Consider the following 15,766-nt stretch of genomic DNA (forward strand, 5'->3'; position numbering starts at 1 on the left):
TCCCTGTTGTTGGCCTTTTGACTGGCCTGTTGCTTTGGTTTTCCTGCTTCAGCTCGGCCGGCGCGTGCTCCATTTGTCGATGCCGACCGCTATGATGATGACCAGACCGATCATCAGTTCCTGGACGAAAGGCGATACGCCCATCAGCACCAGTCCGTTGCGCATCACGCCGATGATCAGGACGCCGAGAATGGTGCCGAGGATCGTGCCTTCGCCGCCCGAAAGCGAGGCGCCGCCGACGATCGTCGCGGCGATGACGTCGAGTTCCAGGCCGAGACCGGTGCGTCCGGCCTGACCGCTTGGCAGGAAGGCCAGGCTCAAAATGCCGGCGAAGGCCGCTAGCACGCCCATCAGCACGAAAGCGCAGATCTTGACCGAGTTGACGGAAATGCCTGAAACACGCGCGGCCTTGGCGCTGCCGCCGACGGCGTAGACCCGGAATCCGAAATTGGAGAATGACAGCACCACCCAGGCAAGTGCTGCGATGATGACGAAAAACACCAGCTGCATCGGGATGATGCTGAATAGATAGCCCTGGCCCATGAAGCCGAACGTCTGCAGGACCTCGGGCAGGGCGCCGTTGCGGGCGTTCACCGTCACCGGCTGGCCGTTGGTCAGGATGAGGGCAGCACCGCGCACGATCGACAGCATGCCGAGCGTCGCAATCAGCGACGGCAGCCGGCCATAGGTGGAAAGCACGCCGTTGACGAGCCCGATGGCGACGCCGGTGAGCAGGCCGACGCCGATCGCCGGTAGAAGCGCCCAGCCGGCGATGATCAGCATGCCGGTGGCGAGGCCGGAGAATGCGTAGGTCGAGCCGACCGACAGGTCGACCTCGCCGGCGATCAGCACGAATGTCATGCCGACCGCCATGATCCCGAGCAGTGAGATCTGGCGACCGACATTGAGCAGGTTCAGCGACGTCAGGAACCCGTCGGTGGCGAAGGACAAAAACAGGCATAGCACGAGCAGCGCGATGAACACGCCAGCTTCGCGCGCCCGCAACAGCCGCGCCAGCGTCAATCGGTCCGCGGCTGGCGCGCGCGCGCCGGTCCTGACCGCATCGGCCATACAGCATCCTCCCTGTGTGTGGCGAACCGCCGGTCACGACCGGCACCGCCACTCCTCTTCCGGTTCCATCCTCGACCCGAACCGAGCTCGTGTGCGGGTCGATGCATGAGAGCCTATTCCCAAACAGAATCAGGATGCGGCTCTATCTCCCCTGCCTTTCCACGATCTTTCCAATCATGGTTGGTGCGGGCGCGATCGCCCGTGCCTTGCTGTCGACGTCAGGACGCCTTGCGGAACGAACCGGCAGGCACCTTATGCAATTCGTCGTAATTTCCGTATTCGCGCACCTTCTTGAACGGCGCGTTCTCGATGGCGTTGTAGGAGCAGATATAGCCCCAGCGATAGGTGTCCGAACGATTGGCGTCGGAGCGGTGCAGCAGATTGCCGTCGAAGATCAGCGCGTCGCCGGCTTCCATCTCGACATAGATATGCTCGTAGCGCTTCAGCGCCGCTTCCAGATGCTCCTGCTCGACATTGGTCTGGTCGTTCTCGCGGATGTGGTTGAGGCGGCCGAGCTTGTGCGAACCCTTGAGCACCTGCAGGCAGCCATTTTCGCGGGTCGCCTTGTCGAGCGCGACATAGATGCTCATCATCTCCGGCGCGAGGCAGCCGTAATTGTACCAATAGCCGAAATCCTGATGCCATTCCCAGGCGCCGCCCTCATTGGGTTGCTTCATCGTCATCTTGTGGCTGTAGAGATAGATGGGTTTGCCGACGGCATCCTGGGCGAGATCGACCATGCGCTCGTCGCGCGCCAGAAGACCGTATTTGTCGTCCTCGGCCTTGGTCCACATCTTCAGGAGGGTGGTCTTGCCTTCCTTGTCGCCCTTGGCCATGACGGCTCCGCTCCTGGTCTCCGCCTCGAGCTGCCTGCGTGCGTGGTCACGAAAATCGTCCACCTCGGCCACGCTCAGCAGCCCCTTGCGGATAATGTACCCGTCGCTGATGTAGTGTTCCGTTTCTTCCTTGGTCATCGCGAGCATCGTCTTGCCTCCCTGGTCTTCGCGAACGGGCCCTCAGTGGCGCGATGCGCCTCGAGGGCCTTGGGAAGAGCGGGTCCATGCAACTGAATGCCGACCTCGCCTGCCTCTTGAAAGCAACCTTAGCGGTGCTTGGCAGGGAACAAAATGGACAGCACCGCGCAGTTTTTGTATAAAACGCGCATGCGAGGAAGAACGTCGGTTCTCGAGAGTTTCCACTATGTGCCGGCGGCCGGATGGACGCGCACGGCGTTTAGCGTGCTGCGCGCCGGCAAGGTCGCCGCGGCGCCGGATTACCGGATAGAACGCGCGACCTATCCCGGCCAGGACATCCTCTATTGCCTGTCGGGCCACGGTATCGTGGAGACGTTGGGACAGCGGCTGGAGGTGCGGCCGGGCCAACTGGTGTGGATGGCCAACGAGGCGCCGCATGTGCATGCCGCCGACGAGCACGATCCGTGGAGCCTGCTCTGGTTCAGGCTCGACGGCCCGGACCCGGGGATCCTGCGGCGCAAGCTGTTCGGAGAGGGGACCTTGCGGGCCGTGTTCCCGGAAGCCATGAGTCCAGTCGCGTGGTTCGAGCGGCTGTTTGCCGCGTTGCGGCGGCGCGACGCCAGCCTTGATTTCAGGCTCAACCAACTGGTCGCCGAATTCGTGCTTTTGGTCGACCGGGCGCTCGCCGGCTCCGGTCCTGATGATTTGCCGAAGCCGCTAGCCGCTGCCCTGGACGCCATGCGCGGTGAACCCGGCTTCGCCTGGACGGCACCCGACCTGTTCGCCGTTACCGGGCTCGGTCCCTCGCAGATCCGGCGGCTGTTCCAAAAACATCTGCGGACAAGCCCGCATCAGTGGCTGATGCGCGAGCGGCTGATGCAGGCGCAATCGCTGCTGGTGCAGAGCGACCAGAAGCTGGCCGAGATCGCCGAAGCCTGCGGCTTCTGCGACGTCTATCATTTCGGGCGCGAGTTCAAGCGCTCGGTGGGAATCTCGCCGGCCGCCTGGCGCCGCAGCGAATTAAGCGCCGGGCCGGGACATTAGCTGGAACGTCGACTGATCAAAACGTGCTCGGTCGGGCCCTCACAGGACCTTCTGCCGGAACTTCGAATGACAGCTTGAGCAATCCTGCAGGATAAGATGCAACAGGTGCTCGGCAGGAGCCTTGGCAGGATCGGCTTGCGCCGCTGCCGGCCGCTTGCCAAGCAGACTGCCGCCGCCCATCGCCGGGCCGGTACCCATCCTCATGTCGTCGGTGATGCTGGCGGGCGCCCGCTCGGCCTTGGTGGCAAGCGTGGTGGCCAGCGTCCCGATGTGACGGGCCAGAGCCTCGAATTCCGAACGGGCTTGATCGATTTCCAACTTGGCGCCCGAAGGCGCGCCCAATGTCGCGCTCGGAAATTCCGTGATAAGCGTAGGGCCGGTGCGGGCGCGGATGGTCTCGGCCGCCGCCTTGAACGCCGCGGCGTCATAGGCCAGCTTGCCGTCGAACATCGCGGCGATCGTTTTCGCGGCGGCGGCCATCTCCTTCATCGAGGACTGGCGCGTCGCAATGATTGGGTCAGGTCCAGCCGCGGCCACCACCGCGGAGGCGCAGGCAAGCGACAGCATCACGGTGGCGGCGGTCCATTTCACTGAACCAGGCCTTCTCCCGCCAGTTCGTCGATGATCGGGCAGTCCGGCCGCTCGTCGCCATGGCAATGCTCAACCAGATGATGCAGCAGGCCGCGCAATCCCACCAGCTCGGCGATCTTCCTGTCGATCTCCACGAGCTTGGCTTTGGCAATGGCCTTCACGTCGGCGCTGTCGCGGTCCCTGTCTTGATAGAGCGACAGCAACTGGCGGCACTCGTCGACCGAAAAACCCAGGCTGCGCGAGCGCTGCAGAAATCGCAAGCGGTGGATGTCGTCTGCCGAATAGTCACGATAGCCATTCTCCGTCCGGGCCGGGCGCAAAAGCCCGATGTCCTCGTAGTAGCGTATCGTCTTGGACGGCAGGCCGGATTTTTCGGATGCGATACCAATGTTCATGATGAAAATCTCCTTGGTCAGTGGGAAAGTAAACCTTCCTGTAGCTAGAAGGTCAACCCGGGTGTGGCAATTTGGATGCCCCGCCGCAGCCGTCCCGCAGGTTCGGCGCGTCCACGATCTGCTCGTCGGTAAAACCGTGCTTGCGGACTGGGAATTTCACCTGTCCGCGATCCTTTCTCCTATCGCGGTCCTGTCGCTCTTCGGGTCGCGATCGTCAGCCCCGTCAGCTTCGCAGGTATTTGAGGAGCGCTGCAATCACGAGCACAAGGGCGACAAGCACCAGGACCCATGTGAGCCCCATGCCGCCCATCATCCACATACCCATTGGACCATTCATCATTGCGGTCGCCTCTATGGTCGGTGGAAGCCCGCCCTCGCCGGTGAGCATCGGCGATTCCGATGGGAATTAGTTCGTCGTAAATTTCGGTCAAGACGAATGGTGCCTCAGAACATGCCCTTGATTTTCGCCCACCACCCCGTTTCCTTCTCATGGTGCGGGCGCTCGACATTGTTGGTCAGCGCGTTGACGAAGGTGACAAGATTGACCGCCGCGAAACTCAGGCCGTGGAAATTCGCGCGCCAATGGCCTTGTTTGTCGATCACATGCGTGACGGTGCCGTGCATCTGGTAACCGCCATCGGTCAAGGCGAACTTGTGGCCGAAGGCTTCCGCGAGCTTCCGGGTCGCATCCTCAGGCTGACCCGCGGTCGTGGTCAGGAACAGCCAATTGACCGGGTCGACCCCGTGCGCCGGTCCGTAATTGCGCAGCACGTCCGGCGTGTCCCTCGTCGGGTCGGTGGTGATGGTCACAAAGCTGACCTGGTCCTTCATCGGCGTGGCATTCACCATCGTCTGGATCTCGGCGATCTTCTCGGCATGCAGGGGACACACATCCGGGCACGATGTGTAGATGAAGTGGAGGACGACGACTTTGCCGCGCAAATCGGCCAACCGCACGACACGCCCGTCGGCGGTACGCAGCGTGAAATCGGGCGCCGGTCTGTCGAGCGTCTGGAAATATTTCTCGTCGCTCTGAAGCATGGCATCGACTTCGTCGAGCGAGTGCGCTTGCGCCGGATACGCAAAGCCCGCGATCAGCGCCGCGATGGCAATTACGCGTAGCAGCAAACGCCTGCTTTCGTTCAAAGCCGGCGCGACGCGGCGAGCCTTTGGCCCGGACATATCTGTTCCTTTCTCACTTGGCAGCGATGCGGCTGCGGATGAAGTCGACCATGTCGGGCGCGTCCCATTCCGCCGGGCCGATCAGCCGGCCGATTTCCTTGCCGTCGCGATCGATCAGCAAGGTCGCGGGAAGGCCGACGGTGCCGATGGCGAACATGGCCTTGCCGGAGGTATCGATATTGAGGGCGAGATGCTCGATGCCGATCTCGGCGAAGAACTTTTTCACGATGTCTGGGCCAGCGCGGTCCATCGACAGCGCGACGACCTCGAAATCCGGCCCGCCGAGTTCGGCCTGCAGCCGGTCGAGCGTCGGCATCTCCTTCCGGCAGGGCGCGCACCATGTCGCCCAGATGTTGAGCAGCACGATTTTGCCGGAAAAATCGGCAAGGCTTCGGGGTCGACCATCGCCGTCCTCGAAGCTGATTTCTGGCACCGGCACCGGGGTTTCGTGAACGGCAAAATTCTGCGGCGGTTCGGAAGCCGATGCCGACCGCGAAAACACCAGCAGCATGCCAACCAGGGCCATGGCCAGTTTGCTCATGGTCACGACTGTTTTCACCGCGTCGCGTAGACGGTCGGCGCCTTGCCGTCCTTTGTGAAGGCGTAGATCGTCCAGGTCCCTGACTTCTCGCCGCCCATGCCGGGCGCGCCGGTCGGCATGCCGGCCAGGGTGATGCCTGATATGGCGGGGCGTTCCGTCAAAAGCTTCCTGACGATGTCGATCGGCACTAGGCCGTCGATGACATAGCCGTCAACCATCAGCGTGTGGCAGCCTTCGAGGTCGGCGGGGACGCCGGCATCGCTGCTGATCTGCGACAGATTGTTGACCGGCTTGATGTCAACCTTGAAGCCGTTCTGCTCGAGATAGGCGGCATAGGACTCGCAGCAACTGCATTGCGGGTTCTTGTACATCACCGCTTCGATCGTGGCGGCGACCGCGGGCAGCGGCGTTGCGATCAGCGCGGCAAGGGCGGCGAGGCGGTAGGTCAGTTTCATTGCAGTTCTCCTTCGTTGAACGAATGGATTCAGGTTACGCGGAAGACGGTCATCAGGCCGGCCATCTGGTGGTCGGCGACATGGCAGTGCAGCATCCAGTCGCCGGGATTGTCGGCGACGAAGGCGCATTCGATCGTATCTTTTGGGGCAAGCAGCACCGTGTCTTGCCATTGCCGGTGCGGCACCGACGAACCATTGCGCGACAGCACCGACATGCTGAAGCCATGGATGTGCATCGGATGCCACCAAGCGGTTTCGTTGCGCATGGTGAGATGACAGGTCGTGCCGCGTCTCAGCGTGAATTGCGGCGCCATGCCGGCGTGGCCGTCGCCGGTCATCGACGTGCCGTTGATCGCCCAGGCGGCCTCGCCATTCATACCGGGCATCCCCATGCCCATCATGCCGCCGACGCCGGCGAGCTTGCCACCACCCATCATGCCGCCTTGCAGCACGATCTCCTGGCGCTCGGCCCCGGCGAGATCGGGGGCCGGCAGCGGATTGCGCGGCAGGCCGACAGGCGCGTCGAGAGGATGCGCGCGCAGCGGCGGCGCCTCGTCATAGGCGAGCGTGGTCAGTGTGTAGGCGAGGCCATCATAAAAATCGTCGATCACGGCGTAGCGCTTGCCCGGATCGCCCTGCATGTCGAGCATCACATCGATGCGCATGGCCGGCGCGAGCACAAGGCGCCCGCTATCCGGTTCGTGCGGGTCGCAGGGCTGGCCATCGATCGCGACGACAACCGGGCGATGACCTTCGAAGCGCAAGGCCATGATGCGGGCGAGCGACGCATTGGCCAGCCGCAGCCTGATCCGTTCGCCCGCTTTCACCAATTGGTCGGCCGGCACCGTGCCGTTGATGGTGACGACGTTGCCGACGCGGCCGGACATCGCCGCATCCATCATGTTGCCGAAGCCGGCAGCGATCTGCCCATCCTTGGCAAGTCGCCAATCCTGCAGCAGCCACAAGAGATCGCGGTCGACGGCGACCGGCTCGGCCTCCTCGACGATCAGTGCGCCGGCAAGGCCGCGGCCAAGTTGCACCAGGCTGTCGGCATGAGGATGATACCAGAAGGTGCCGGCATCGGGCGGCGTGAACTCATAGACGAAGCTCTCGCCCGGCTTGATCGGCTTCTGGGTCAGGCCTGGCACGCCGTCCATCGCATTTGGCAATCGTATGCCATGCCAATGAACCGTAGTGTCCTCGTCGAGCCCGTTGTCGACGACGATACGGGCCGGCTCTCTTTGCCGCAGGCGCAGCGTTGGGCCGGGAACTGTCCCGTCATAGGCCCACACTGGGGTTTGCGGGCCATCGGTGCCGGTGAGCCGGGCCTGGCTCGGCGCGACCTTGATCCGGCGTTCCTCCGTGGCGGATGCCCGTACCGGACGCATCGGTGCGGACGCGGCAACCCCCGCCGCCGCAATGAGAAACCCGCGGCGTGAAATCAAATGATGGAAATCGGAATGCACCCTTATGCCCTTTGCGATCTCGGTCGACGGCGAGCATCTCGACATCGATTGACCTGCTGTCCGCGCCCGCTACGCCACAATGAGCGCAGTGGGCGATCGAGCGCCGACAATCAGCCGCAGGACGGCTGAAACGGCGTCAGATCAGATCGCTTGTCTTGGAGGGTATGGGTCGGGCAGGGAACTTCGCCCGTGAAGAAGCGGGGTCGGTAGCGCCAACGGCTCCTGCATCCGCGCAACTATCCTCATGGCGATGCCTTGCGGCAGCACCGCGAGCACCGGTGCGATGCAGGTCGGCGGGCAATGCATAGGATCGCCTTTGTCGCCGGCTCCTTTGGGGCACGCCTTGCAGTCGCCAGCCATGTCGGACGACATGGCCGTGTCCGCGTCGGAGTGCATGACCATGGCTTTGTCCGACGTCGTCGTCATCATCTGCGCCGACATGACGCTCGCCTGAGCGCCGGCAAGGCTGAACCCGGCGGTCAGGAAGACCGCGAGCAGCATGACAAGCAATTGCTTTGCCGACCGGCGTGCCATCATGCGCATAGGCTGGCCTCAAAGTGCGGCTTTTGCAAGTCCCAATGCCCTGACATCAAGACGAGAAAGAAGCCTTGGCTTCATACCGCTCACGCAATTTGGCGACCGGCTTCGAGAGTTCGCAACCCCCAGCGGACCGATGCGACGCAATTGCTGGCGTGCGCAGATCAACATCGTGCTTTGCTTAAACGATCGGGCGATTGGAATCGGAACACTTGCAGCAGGAAAACGCGTGACACAGCGGCGTCAGCTAGCGCTGCGGTATGGGTTTCGGAGTAGATCCAAGTGACTACTTAGTCCTGCGTCGCCTTTTCGCTAAAGGCGAATGTTAACGAAGGCCAAGGAAGCTGAGTATCGCTATTACGATAACGACGGCCCCAACCAGCCAGATGATATTGTTCATGACAGCTCTCCTTTGTCTTTTCCGCGAATCCCGGGCAGCTGGACATAATTTGTGGAACGCCTGCTCGGCATTCTTGTTCCAATAGCCGCCCTCAGGACCGGGAGGCCCGCGCCTCTGGAGGAGCGCGGGCCGACCGGGGTACGGGCCCCGATCCAGCAGCCAATATCCGGGAGATACCCGCTGTCATCCTACAACTGTTAGTATGCGCTAATGTTCCGTCGATGCAGGAAAAAGACGGTGCCCGGTGGGTGCCGGACGCAAGGCGCCTCGGCCCGCGGCTCGCATCTGCCAGAAGCGCGGGCTCTCCCGTCGACGCCTCGGCGATGGAGCCTATATTGCTAGTGCCGGCGAACCGCAGCATCGCTTTGCAACAGCGTGTGCCGAATCTCGGGATGAAATCAGTTTTCGGAAACGTTTATCGAACAACGCTCCATCCTTGGTGAGCAAAGACCCTCCGGCGGTGGCCTCACGTTACACCGTGCATACGCCGAGGAGACAGAATATGCCGGCCAAAGCCTATATCAACCGGATCGCGACAGCGGTGCCGGAGCACGAGGTTCATCAATTCTATCTGCGTTTCGCGGCCTCCATGCTTGTGGCCGATCGCCGAAGAATTTTCGAACGCATGGCTGATCTCGCCGGCATCGAGCGCCGCTATTCCTGCTTTGCACCCGCTGGCGACCCCGAAGGACCATCAGCAGATCTGGCTGGGACTTTTATCCGGGGCGCCTTTCCTGGAACGGCCGAGAGAATGGCAATGTTCGGAGATGCCGCGCCTGTTCTGGCGCAAAAAGGCGTCGACGGATTGGAGCTTGGCGATGACGCTCGCCGCATCACTCATCTCGTCGTTACTACCTGCACCGGTTTTTCGGCGCCGGGCATCGACCTGGATCTGGTTGCGCGATGCGGCCTGCCGGACAGGGTCGAACGCACGATGATTGGTTTCATGGGATGCTACGCGGCGATCAACGGTCTCAAGCTTGCCCGCCACATCGTCCGCTCCGACCCTCGCGCCAAGGTCCTCCTGGTCAATATCGAACTCTGCACGCTGCATCTGCGCGAAACGACCGAACTGGAAAAGCTGCTGTCGTTCTGCCTCTGGGGCGACGGCTGCGCGGCCGCGCTCGTCACCGCAGAGCCGGCCGGCGTCGAGCTCGAGAGCTTTCATTGTATCGTGGCGCGTGAGCGGCGTGACCTGATGAGCTGGAGCATTCGCGACCACGGCTTCGAGATGGTTCTTTCCGGCCAGGTCCCCGCAGCGATTCATGAAGCGTTGCGGAGCAACCAGGACGCCATCCTCAGCGGCCGGACAGCGGAAGCGGTCGACCTTTGGGCCGTGCACCCGGGTGGACGGTCGGTTCTCGACGCCGTCGAAAGGGCTCTGAAACTCGCGCCCACCGCGCTGGAGCCATCGCGCGAGGTGTTGCGCCGATACGGAAACATGTCGTCAGCGACCGTCATGTTCGTGATGAAGGAGATGCTGAAGGCGCCGCCGGGCCTGCTCGGCTGCGGCATGTCGTTCGGACCCGGGCTGACGGCCGAAACCATGCTTTTTCGAACCGTGTCATGAGTGGCCTGGAGCACCGTAAGCTTGCGCCGGAAATCCTTGACGGACTTGCGGCCGACGATCCGCGAGCGCTTGCCACGCGCCGCGACCTTCGTCACATCAACGCGCTGATGTTTCAGGCAAAGATCATGGCGTCGCTGCTCGGGAAATTTGTGCCAAAGCCGCCACGCCGGATTCTGGAGATCGGCGCCGGCGATGGCTCCTTCATGCTGGCGGTAGCGCGGCGCATGGCCGGGCAATGGCCTGGGGTCGAACTGGTGATGCTCGACCGCGTCGACCTCATCACCGCGCAATTGCGTGGTGATTTCGACAGGCTGGGGTGGACGGCCGAAGGCATCACCGCCGATGTCTTCGACTGGGCAAGAAAGAATGAGGGCAGGCGGTTCGACGCGATCACCGTCAATCTGTTTCTGCATCATTTCGACGATGCCGAACTCGTGCGCCTGTTTTCGCTGATGGCGCCGAAGGCCCCGCTGCTGTTGGCGACAGAGCCATTGCGGGCAAAACTGGCGCTGGCCGCTACCCGTCTTCTCCCGGCAATCGGCGCCAATGATGTCACACGAAACGACGCCGCTCAAAGCGTGCGTGGCGGCTTTCGCGGCAATGAGCTTTCCGGTCTCTGGCTTGCGGCAAAAGGCAAACCGGTCGAGGAACGGCGCGCCGGCCTTTTTTCCCACATTTTCGTCGGTGCCAGCGCCGGTGATGACCTATGACGCGGACCCATGACGCGATCATCATAGGCGCCGGCCCGGCGGGCACGTCCGTCGCGCTCACGCTGGCCCGGCGCGGGTGGGCCGTGGCTATCGTGGAGAAGAGCGCGTTCCCGCGCCGCAAGGTCTGCGGCGAATATATATCGGCAAGCAATCTTGCGCTTCTGGACCAGCTGGAGATCGGCGATGCCTGGCGTGCCAATGCCGGCCCCGAAATCCGCCGCGTCGGCTTCTTTTCCGGCGAAGCTAGTGTCGAGGCGCCCATGCCTCCTGCAAAAAATGGGCCCCGTGCAAAAGATCGGCCCGCTGCAAACGATGGTTTCGGCCGGGCGCTTGGCCGGGACATTCTCGACTGTCTGCTTTTGCAGGCGGCGCGATCGGCGGGCGTCGAGATATTTCAGCCTTGCCGCGCCGTCGCCATCGAGCGGGATGGCGAGGTGCAAATGGTGCGAATTCAAGCCGGAGACGAAACGTCGATGTTACGTGCCTCGGTGATTGTCGCCGCACACGGCTCCTGGGAACCAGGACCGCTGCCCAGCCAGCCCGGAAAGAGCAACCGCCCCTCGGACCTGCTCGGCTTCAAGGCGCATTTCGCCGGGTCGTCCCTGGCGCCTGATTTGATGCCTCTGCTGGCGTTTCCGGGCGGTTATGGCGGCATGGTCTCGGCGGATCATGGCCGGTTGTCGATCTCGTGCTGCATTCGGCGCGATATGCTGGCGCGGTTGCGTAAACACCGTGGCCCAAACCACAGCCATGTATCGGCCGCCGATGCGATCTCCCGCCATCTGATGGAATCGTGCCGGGGTGTCAGGGATGCCCTTGGGGCAGCTCACCGCGACGGTCCGTGGCTTGCCGCAGGCCCGATCCGGCCGGGCATTCGCTCCTGCTACGAACGGGACATCTTCCGCGTCGGCAATGCAGCCGGAGAGTCTCATCCTGTTATCGCCGAGGGCATCTCGATGGCGCTTCAGTCCGGCTGGCTGCTGGCTTGCGAACTCGCATGCGCGCCAAGCGGCCGGGTGGGGCGCGAGGCTGCCGGCAGACGCTATGAGGCGGCCTGGAAAAGACTGTTTTCGACACGGGTCCACGCCGCTGCAGCACTTGCCGGAGTTGCCCTTCGCCCCGGCAGCGCCACCTTGATGGCGGCAATTGTCCGGAATTTCCCGCAGACACTGACATTGGGCGCGCAACTAAGCGGCAAGACAAAGCCGGTTCCCGGCTTTGTCTGACAAGTGGTGCGACGCGTCAGGCGCAAACCAAGTGCCACAGCGTCCTCGACAAGCGTTAGCTCTGCGGCAGCAATGCTGGCGCAAACAACAAACGGGCACCGTCTTTTTTTCGGTTTCGATGGAACAACATCCGCCCGCCACGGTTGGAAGCGCAGTCGTTCTACTCCAGCGACTATGAAGGCCGTTCGGACGGCATTCGGACAAAGGCCCCGCGCTTCCTCCCCGCGGGGCCTTTTCTGTCGCTGCAGAATTTTCACGGAATTTGGAGCGCACCCGAACCGGGCGGGCTAGCCGGGCCTATTAAATGCTGCCGTCATGGCTCGTCGATGTCTTGTTTCGAAGGATTACGCGCGAGAGCGCGTTCCTCCTCATCGTCCGGCAGCGCCTCGTCGCTGTCCTGGTACGGATTGTCGTCGTCTTCCTCGGGCAGTTCACCCTCTTTCTCGAGGTCATAACGGATGTCGCCGTTTCCCGGCACGCTGTCTGGTAGAATTTTGCCGCCTTTGATCGCGTCCCAATCCTGCTGTTCGATTGTCGGGCCTTCGGACGGATCGTCGGATTTTCTGCGCGGTGCCATCAGAGCTCTCCTGTGCTTATGTGGATCACATGCCTAACTCCGCGGACCGCTGCGTAGTTCCTCGGCCGAACCGGCGGGATCGTTTCACGTCGATCCAGCAGCCATGTCGGTTTGGCCTGCCGACGGGCTTTTTGCCGGGCCTTTAGTCTCCGGCCTTTGGTCTCAATGAGAGCTGACCGTTAGGCCGGAGTTACAAAAGTTGAACATGGTCGAGGAACAGTCCTTCGGTCTCACTGTTGGTTTTCCAGCGCATCCCGCGCATTCAGAACAGGAGAACGACGATGAAACGCATCCTTCTGGCGTCGGTCATGCTGGCAGTATCGTCCGGGCTTTCACTTGCCCAGACGACAAGCGGAAGCTCGACGAGCGGAACCTCGACGACCACAACCATGCCCAGCACCACCGATCAGGGAACCAACTCCACCACCACAACCGATCAGGAAACTGACTCGACCACCACCAGCGGCACGAATCCGAATTCGGCCAAAGATTGCGCACCTGGCCAGCAGACCGGCAGCGCGCGAGAGGCCGCTCCTGGTCAGCAGGACACCGACACCAAGACCGCCGCCCCCGGTCAAATGAAGAAGACTACCGAAGAGTGTTGATCGGCAAATCGCCATAGGCCGGAATTGCCGGCCTATGGCTCGCCCAGCATCGTCTATGCAGAAGGGGACGGCGTGAGCCCGTCAGCGCGGCACCGGATCGAGGAAGACGTGCAGTCCGCCCTCGCCTGGGCGGCGGGCCGTTAGGCCCCATCGCCTTCACGGACGGGCTGAAGGTGAAATCCGGCGGCATGCCGACTAGCAAGCTGCCAACAATGTCATTCTGCATCCTCGCAAACCGGCGGCCTGCGTCAGATCTCGTCCGATTGGGCGCGGCCACCGCCGCGTGCCGCAAGACCGGCCAGCAAGCGGCTTTGAACTTGCGTGATATCTAATATAAGAGCACACTTCAAAACCGGGTGGGGGGAAACAGCTCAGAAAAAGCAATCGGGAGGAAAGCCATGAACAGCATGAGCCTCACCACGCTTGAACGCGGCAAGACGACGGTCGAAGCCGCGGCCCTTGAAGCGCTTTCGGCACAGTTGCGCGGCACCGTGCTGAGGGAAGGCGACGCCGCCTATGACGACGCACGCAGCATCTGGAATGCCATGATCGACCGGCGGCCCGGGCTGATCGTGCGCTGCGCCGGTGCCGCCGACGTCATCGCCTCGGTGAATTTTGCCAGGGAAAACCGGCTTCTTGTCGCGGTCCGCGGCGGCGGCCACAACATCGCCGGCAGTGCCGTCTGCGATGGCGGCCTGATGATCGATCTGTCGCCGATGAAGTCGGTGCGGGTCGATCCAGCGACGCGGCGGGCATGGGTGGAACCTGGAGCGACGCTCGCCGACGTCGACGCGGAAACACAGGCCTTCGAACTGGCAGTGCCGATCGGGATCAACTCGACCACCGGCATTTCAGGCCTGACGTTGGGCGGCGGCTTCGGCTGGATCACGCGGAAATTCGGCCTGACCATCGACAATCTTCTCGGCGCCGATGTGGTTACGGCCGACGGCAAGCTGTTGCGCGCCAGCCAGACCGAAAATCCCGACCTGTTCTGGGCGCTGCGCGGTGGCGGCGGCAATTTCGGCGTCGTCACGGCCTTCGAGTTCAAGCTCCACCACGTTGGTCCGCAGGTGCTGGCGGGGCTTGTCGTTCATCCTTTCGCCGATGCCGAAAATGTGTTGCGGGAATACCGAGCGGCGCTCGAAGCAGCGCCCAATGAGCTGACCTGCTGGGTGGTTATGCGGCAGGCGCCGCCGCTGCCGTTCCTGCCGGCCGAATGGCATGGCAAGGAGGTGCTGGTCCTGGCCATGTGCTATTGCGGCGATCTTCAGGAGGGCGAGAAAGCGACGCAAAGGCTTCGCGCCATCGGCACACCGATTGCCGATGTGGTCGGCCCCAACCCGTTCACCGGCTGGGAGCAGGCATTCGATCCGTTGCTGACGCCCGGCGCCCGAAACTACTGGAAGAGCCATGACTTCACCGAGCTTTCCGACAGCGCGATCGAGGTCGTCACGGCCGCGATACCCAGGCTTCCGGGGCCTGAATGCGAGATATTCTTCGCCCATATCGGCGGTGCCGCAGGCCGCGTGACAGCGGATGCAACGGCGTTTCCGCAACGCAGCGCGCATTTCGTCATGAATGTCCACGCCCGCTGGCGCGAACCGCAAATGGACCGCGCCTGCATCGACTGGGCGCGCGGTGTTTACGAGGCGATCAGGCCGTATGCCGCCGGCACGGCCTATGTGAACTTCATGCCCGAGGACGAGGTCGACCGGGTCGAAGCAGCCTATGGCGGCAACTATCGGCGGCTTCTGGAAATCAAGCAGCGCTACGACCCGCTGAACCTGTTCCGCATGAACCAGAATTTGCGGCCGGCGGAAAACCTGCGCGCCGCATAGGACAAGCACGCAATGACAAGGCCCGCCCCTCCGGCGGAGGTCGCGGGCCTCATTTCGGTCATGCGCCAGAGCGGTTCGCTGAACCGCTCTGGCTATTTCTTTGTGCAATTCCGGGCAGAAACCGTTGCACACTTTTCCTGGAATTGGTCTAGGCAGGCATCAAGATCGCAATGCGATGCACGCCGACCACGCTACTTGTATTCGTGGCACCGTCGGTCTTGCCCTTGGCGCAAGTGTACATCTCGCCTTCCTTAAGTTTGAATTCCTTGTCCGCCTTCTTGATCGTGAATTCGCCGGCAGCAATCGTGCATACCATGTCGTTGTCCATCACGGTTTCAGGAAAGACTGCTCCGGGCTGGAAGACTATATCGACGATTGAGATGCTCTTGTAAGCGGGAATGTCGGAGTTGCCAGTGCCGACCTCCACCACTCTGATGCCGGGCGCAACCTCCTTGCCCTCCGTCGGGCCGTATTGCTTGGCGGCCCTTGCAGGCGTCGCCAAGGCGAATAGCGGCGTTACCGCGGCGGCGGTGACGCCGAGAGCAATTGCAGACCTGCGATTCATGGTTCCCATCGCATCCTCC

17 protein-coding genes are annotated in these 15,766 nt (G+C 62.6%); 6 read left to right on the forward strand and 11 right to left on the reverse strand.

Annotation, left to right across the window (positions count from 1 at the left end):
- Window positions 1-48: 48 nt before the first annotated feature.
- Both CIT25_RS32480 and CIT25_RS32485 read right to left on the reverse strand, forming a co-directional pair.
- On the reverse strand, window positions 49-1,071 hold the full coding sequence (locus CIT25_RS32480) for an ABC transporter permease (RefSeq protein WP_095489159.1): 1,023 nt from the start codon (window positions 1,069-1,071) through the stop codon (window positions 49-51).
- A 218-nt stretch (window positions 1,072-1,289) separates the two neighbouring features.
- Complete coding sequence (locus CIT25_RS32485) at window positions 1,290-2,054, reverse strand: phytanoyl-CoA dioxygenase family protein (RefSeq protein WP_095489160.1); 765 nt, start codon at window positions 2,052-2,054, stop codon at window positions 1,290-1,292.
- Window positions 2,055-2,234: 180 nt separating this feature from the next.
- Between CIT25_RS32485 and CIT25_RS32490 the strand changes: the two genes are divergently transcribed.
- Entirely contained in the window at window positions 2,235-3,089 is an 855-nt protein-coding gene (locus tag CIT25_RS32490) for an AraC family transcriptional regulator (protein WP_245330096.1), read from the forward strand.
- Between the two features lie 39 nt (window positions 3,090-3,128).
- On the opposite strand, the gene CIT25_RS32495 is transcribed toward CIT25_RS32490, so the two are convergent.
- The 7 genes from CIT25_RS32495 to CIT25_RS32525 all read right to left on the reverse strand — a co-directional run bounded on the left by CIT25_RS32495 (window position 3,129) and on the right by CIT25_RS32525 (window position 8,256).
- The gene (locus CIT25_RS32495; protein ID WP_245330097.1) at window positions 3,129-3,680 is read right to left on the reverse strand and encodes a cytochrome c; all 552 of its coding nucleotides are present in this window, start codon (window positions 3,678-3,680) and stop codon (window positions 3,129-3,131) included.
- Window positions 3,677-4,075, reverse strand: coding sequence for a Cu(I)-responsive transcriptional regulator (gene cueR, locus CIT25_RS32500; RefSeq protein WP_095489162.1), 399 nt, complete (start codon window positions 4,073-4,075; stop codon window positions 3,677-3,679). The genes CIT25_RS32495 and cueR overlap by 4 nt, the downstream gene beginning before the upstream one ends.
- A 444-nt stretch (window positions 4,076-4,519) precedes the next feature.
- Window positions 4,520-5,203, reverse strand: a complete 684-nt coding sequence (locus tag CIT25_RS32505; RefSeq protein WP_342587127.1) for an SCO family protein — start codon at window positions 5,201-5,203, stop codon at window positions 4,520-4,522.
- 67 nt (window positions 5,204-5,270) lie between these two features.
- On the reverse strand, window positions 5,271-5,798 hold the full coding sequence (locus CIT25_RS32510) for a TlpA family protein disulfide reductase (RefSeq protein WP_095489265.1): 528 nt from the start codon (window positions 5,796-5,798) through the stop codon (window positions 5,271-5,273).
- A gap of 14 nt (window positions 5,799-5,812) precedes the next feature.
- Entirely contained in the window at window positions 5,813-6,253 is a 441-nt protein-coding gene (locus CIT25_RS32515; RefSeq protein WP_095489164.1) for a DUF411 domain-containing protein, read from the reverse strand.
- Window positions 6,254-6,282: 29 nt separating this feature from the next.
- A complete protein-coding gene (locus tag CIT25_RS32520; RefSeq protein WP_095489165.1) occupies window positions 6,283-7,764 on the reverse strand; it encodes a multicopper oxidase family protein in 1,482 nt (493 codons plus the stop codon).
- 96 nt (window positions 7,765-7,860) lie between these two features.
- Window positions 7,861-8,256 (reverse strand): hypothetical protein, encoded by a 396-nt coding sequence (locus tag CIT25_RS32525; protein ID WP_245330098.1) that lies wholly within the window; start codon window positions 8,254-8,256, stop codon window positions 7,861-7,863.
- 902 nt (window positions 8,257-9,158) lie between these two features.
- On the opposite strand from CIT25_RS32525, the gene CIT25_RS32530 reads away from it, so the two are divergent.
- The 3 genes from CIT25_RS32530 to CIT25_RS32540 are packed head-to-tail and all read left to right on the forward strand — an operon-like array spanning window position 9,159 to window position 12,162.
- A complete protein-coding gene (locus CIT25_RS32530; RefSeq protein ID WP_095489166.1) occupies window positions 9,159-10,226 on the forward strand; it encodes a type III polyketide synthase in 1,068 nt (355 codons plus the stop codon).
- Window positions 10,223-10,936, forward strand: coding sequence for a methyltransferase domain-containing protein (locus CIT25_RS32535; RefSeq protein WP_095489167.1), 714 nt, complete (start codon window positions 10,223-10,225; stop codon window positions 10,934-10,936). Before CIT25_RS32530 ends, CIT25_RS32535 begins: the two co-directional genes overlap by 4 nt.
- Window positions 10,933-12,162, forward strand: a complete 1,230-nt coding sequence (locus CIT25_RS32540) for an NAD(P)/FAD-dependent oxidoreductase (RefSeq protein WP_095489168.1) — start codon at window positions 10,933-10,935, stop codon at window positions 12,160-12,162. The genes CIT25_RS32535 and CIT25_RS32540 overlap by 4 nt, the downstream gene beginning before the upstream one ends.
- 313 nt (window positions 12,163-12,475) lie before the next feature.
- Here the strand turns inward: CIT25_RS32540 and CIT25_RS32545 are convergent, their stop codons facing one another.
- Window positions 12,476-12,739, reverse strand: a complete 264-nt coding sequence (locus CIT25_RS32545; protein ID WP_095489169.1) for a hypothetical protein — start codon at window positions 12,737-12,739, stop codon at window positions 12,476-12,478.
- 281 nt (window positions 12,740-13,020) lie between these two features.
- Between CIT25_RS32545 and CIT25_RS32550 the strand changes: the two genes are divergently transcribed.
- Together CIT25_RS32550 and CIT25_RS32555 are read left to right on the forward strand one after the other, a co-directional pair.
- A complete protein-coding gene (locus tag CIT25_RS32550) occupies window positions 13,021-13,344 on the forward strand; it encodes a hypothetical protein (RefSeq protein WP_126105556.1) in 324 nt (107 codons plus the stop codon).
- Between the two features lie 398 nt (window positions 13,345-13,742).
- A complete protein-coding gene (locus tag CIT25_RS32555; protein WP_095489171.1) occupies window positions 13,743-15,182 on the forward strand; it encodes an FAD-binding oxidoreductase in 1,440 nt (479 codons plus the stop codon).
- A 148-nt stretch (window positions 15,183-15,330) separates the two neighbouring features.
- Here the strand turns inward: CIT25_RS32555 and CIT25_RS32560 are convergent, their stop codons facing one another.
- Window positions 15,331-15,756, reverse strand: a complete 426-nt coding sequence (locus CIT25_RS32560; protein WP_095489267.1) for a hypothetical protein — start codon at window positions 15,754-15,756, stop codon at window positions 15,331-15,333.
- Window positions 15,757-15,766 lie beyond the last annotated feature (10 nt).

Source organism: Mesorhizobium mediterraneum, assembly GCF_002284565.1.
In the GTDB taxonomy this organism is placed as follows: Bacteria; Pseudomonadota; Alphaproteobacteria; order Rhizobiales; family Rhizobiaceae; genus Mesorhizobium; species Mesorhizobium mediterraneum.

What these genes read in the sequence shown, in the direction of transcription:
- CIT25_RS32480 (WP_095489159.1), bottom strand. Translation starts at nt 1,071, where the DNA reads ATGGCCGATGCGGTCAGGACCGGCGCGCGCGCGCCAGCCGCGGACCGA.
- CIT25_RS32485 (WP_095489160.1), bottom strand. Translation starts at nt 2,054, where the DNA reads ATGCTCGCGATGACCAAGGAAGAAACGGAACACTACATCAGCGACGGG.
- CIT25_RS32490 (WP_245330096.1), top strand. Translation starts at nt 2,235, where the DNA reads ATGCGAGGAAGAACGTCGGTTCTCGAGAGTTTCCACTATGTGCCGGCG.
- cueR (WP_095489162.1), bottom strand. Translation starts at nt 4,075, where the DNA reads ATGAACATTGGTATCGCATCCGAAAAATCCGGCCTGCCGTCCAAGACG.
- CIT25_RS32510 (WP_095489265.1), bottom strand. Translation starts at nt 5,798, where the DNA reads ATGAGCAAACTGGCCATGGCCCTGGTTGGCATGCTGCTGGTGTTTTCG.
- CIT25_RS32515 (WP_095489164.1), bottom strand. Translation starts at nt 6,253, where the DNA reads ATGAAACTGACCTACCGCCTCGCCGCCCTTGCCGCGCTGATCGCAACG.
- CIT25_RS32520 (WP_095489165.1), bottom strand. Translation starts at nt 7,764, where the DNA reads ATGTCGAGATGCTCGCCGTCGACCGAGATCGCAAAGGGCATAAGGGTG.
- CIT25_RS32525 (WP_245330098.1), bottom strand. Translation starts at nt 8,256, where the DNA reads ATGATGGCACGCCGGTCGGCAAAGCAATTGCTTGTCATGCTGCTCGCG.
- CIT25_RS32530 (WP_095489166.1), top strand. Translation starts at nt 9,159, where the DNA reads ATGCCGGCCAAAGCCTATATCAACCGGATCGCGACAGCGGTGCCGGAG.
- CIT25_RS32535 (WP_095489167.1), top strand. Translation starts at nt 10,223, where the DNA reads ATGAGTGGCCTGGAGCACCGTAAGCTTGCGCCGGAAATCCTTGACGGA.
- CIT25_RS32540 (WP_095489168.1), top strand. Translation starts at nt 10,933, where the DNA reads ATGACGCGGACCCATGACGCGATCATCATAGGCGCCGGCCCGGCGGGC.
- CIT25_RS32545 (WP_095489169.1), bottom strand. Translation starts at nt 12,739, where the DNA reads ATGGCACCGCGCAGAAAATCCGACGATCCGTCCGAAGGCCCGACAATC.
- CIT25_RS32550 (WP_126105556.1), top strand. Translation starts at nt 13,021, where the DNA reads ATGAAACGCATCCTTCTGGCGTCGGTCATGCTGGCAGTATCGTCCGGG.
- CIT25_RS32555 (WP_095489171.1), top strand. Translation starts at nt 13,743, where the DNA reads ATGAACAGCATGAGCCTCACCACGCTTGAACGCGGCAAGACGACGGTC.
- CIT25_RS32560 (WP_095489267.1), bottom strand. Translation starts at nt 15,756, where the DNA reads ATGGGAACCATGAATCGCAGGTCTGCAATTGCTCTCGGCGTCACCGCC.